Source organism: Skermanella sp., assembly GCF_059503625.1.
Genome location: NZ_JCACHA010000387.1, coordinates 1 through 2,558, shown reverse-complemented (window position 1 = coordinate 2,558; position 2,558 = coordinate 1). Strand labels below are relative to the sequence as shown.

1 protein-coding gene and 1 pseudogene are annotated in these 2,558 nt (G+C 62.2%); both read left to right on the top strand.

Annotated features, from left to right (window positions below; all coding sequences use genetic code 11):
- The first annotated feature begins 1,238 nt into the window (after positions 1 to 1,238).
- On the top strand, positions 1,239 to 1,592 hold the full coding sequence (locus tag AC5JJ6_RS08680; RefSeq protein WP_496041650.1) for a helix-turn-helix domain-containing protein: 354 nt from the start codon (positions 1,239 to 1,241) through the stop codon (positions 1,590 to 1,592).
- A pseudogene (locus tag AC5JJ6_RS08675) lies at positions 1,526 to 2,377 on the top strand (RNA-guided endonuclease InsQ/TnpB family protein); the annotation flags it as partial. The gene AC5JJ6_RS08680 and the pseudogene AC5JJ6_RS08675, both read left to right, overlap by 67 nt.
- Positions 2,378 to 2,558 lie beyond the last annotated feature (181 nt).

Below are 2,558 nucleotides of genomic sequence, written 5' to 3'. Positions count from 1 at the left end.
CACTCGCGCTGCACCGGGAATGCGGATGAACCAATCATTGTCGGCCTCGTCATCAGCCGGCGCTTTCATACAAAACAGCAGATGCAATGATCTAAGAAAGAGGCTCACCTTCCCCTGAAAACCCGAACCCGCAGCCTCGACGGCACACTGCGCGACCTCTTCGCCACCGGGTATCCGTCTATGCTAGCCAACCAGGTCGGGCCCGTCCCACTCACTGCCGCAGCCTGAGCTCCTCCCATAGTTTCTGGTGCTCTCATGAACCGCGGCGACGAGCGCACCATTCAGGCTCAGCTCCGTCATGCCGGGGCCGAGCTGACTGGCCACTAAATGCGCGAAGCCAACATCTTCCGGCGCAGATCCGCCACAAAGCTCGGACTGTGAGGATTTGCCGCACAGGTTTTCTTCCTGTAGGCCAGATCGCGGCTGACGGCTCGACAGGCACTGCGGGTTGGGCTAAGACCATGGAACTTCGATGAGCTAGGTGCCCAGGTGCGCATCCAGATTACGAAGATAGTGGTATCTCCGTTCATCGAGCGCAAAGAGCGCTCGGAACAAAGGCAAGCGGGCGGCAGCCTAAACCCTGCCGCTCGCCTGTGGCCCAACCGGCAAGCTGTCAGAGGCCCCGGACGGTCAACGGTTTCGAGGAACCGAGCCTCTTAGAGACAGGGCCGCGTAGATAGCCACCTACGCGGCCCACTTTTGTGCATTGGGTGAGTAAGTGAACACCCTATTGCCTGGAAGACGGACGGCTTCTGAAGCAAGCTATGCGGCAACCCACTGGCTTGACGCTCCAAAGCCCGCTCCTAGCCCCTTTGACCACTGGAATGCCCGATGCCTGATGACCTTCGGCGTGAACGTCGCGATCCACGACTTTCCGTCAGCCGGGACAGTCGTGGATGCAGTTGGCTAGCCCTCGGATCGGGCTTTCATCCAGCCGGTACTTCGTTGTCACCTGTCAGCAGCCGTCCCATCAGATCCCCAGCTGGGGGCCGCCGCCTTCAGGCGGCGGAGGAAAGCCGGTCGCCCTGAGGGTGAGAAGCACTCCTGCTTGACGTCGCGCCTCGGCGGGTGTGCACTTACCGCTATGGCAGAACCCCTTGTCACATCCAGGATCACACCGAACGCCTTGCAGATGGCAAGGATGGCCGCCGCAAAGCGGGCGGGAAACAGAACGAGGGCCGGCGTCGTCTCCTTGAAACAGAGATGGAAAGAGTATCTCCGACAGCAGGGCGCTGCTGATGCCTGTCCTCACCTACAAATACCGGCTCTTCCCGAACAGCACCCAGGCGGTCGCTCTGACGGACATGCTCGGGAGCTTCTGCGATCTCTACAACGCCTGCCTCCAGCAGCGGATCGAGGCTTATCGGCGGCAGGGCAGGACGCTCAGCTACATCGATCAGGCCAGCGAGTTGAAGGCCGTCCGGCTGATTGACGAGCGGCTGGCGAGCTACAGCTACTCGGCCGACAGCAGGTTGTCCGCCGTCTCGACAGGGCGTTCTTCGGCGGGGTCAGGAAGGGCAAGAGCGGCTTCCTCCGCTTCCGGGCCAAAAGCATGTTCGACAGTGCCGACTTCCGAGCTGGCGATGGAGTGACGATCGGGAAATCCAGGAAGCTCGGCATCGTCGGCATCCCCGGCGAAATCAAGATGCGGTGGCACCGCGAGCTCTCGGCAGAAGCCAGGGTCGCAGCCGCCGTGCTCTCCCGGTCGTGCGGTGAGTGGCATATCTGCTTCTTTGTTGAAACCCCCGACGCTCACGGACCCTACCCAGCCAGGGCTGTAATCGGCATCGATGTCGGCTTGACCAGTCTGATCGCCACGTCGGACGGCGATACCGTGCTGACACCGCAATGGGCCGGCAAGGCATCCAGGAAACAGCGTCGTCTCCAGCGTGCCCTCGGCCGGTGTAGGCGGGGAAGCAGGCGTTGGCTCAAGGCGAGGATGAGGCTTGCCCGGCACAGTGCCCGCGCCGCCAACCAGCGGTGGGACTTTGCCCACAAGCTGTCCGGTATTCTGGTCAGCCGCTACTCTCACCTCGCCTTCGAGAACCTGAACGTCACCAGATTGGCACGTGGTATGCTCGCCCGGTCGGTACTCAATGCCGCGTGGGGCCAGCTGATCTCGTTCACCGATTACAAAGCCGCAAAGGCTGGTGGTCTGGTCACAAAGGTCAACCCATGCGGAACTTCCCAGGAATGCGACGGCTGCGGACGGGTGACACCGAAGACGCTGAGCGACCGCATCCACAACTGCCCCGGTTGCGGGACGGTTGAGGATCGGGACGTTCACGCGGCTAAGGTCATCAAGCATCGGGCATTCCCGTGGTCAAAGAGGCCAGGAGCGGGCCTTGGAGCGTCAAGCCAGCGGGGGGCCGCATAGCTTGCTCCAGAAGCCGTCCGCCTTCAGGCGGCGGAGTGTTCACAGGCGTCAGGAGTCTCGGCCGAGAAGCAGATATGCCACCTGCCACGCGACCGGGAGAGCACGGCGGCTGCGACCCTTGGACACTGCCGGAAGGTCGCGGTGCCACCGTACCTTGAGTTCGCCGATAATGCTGACGATG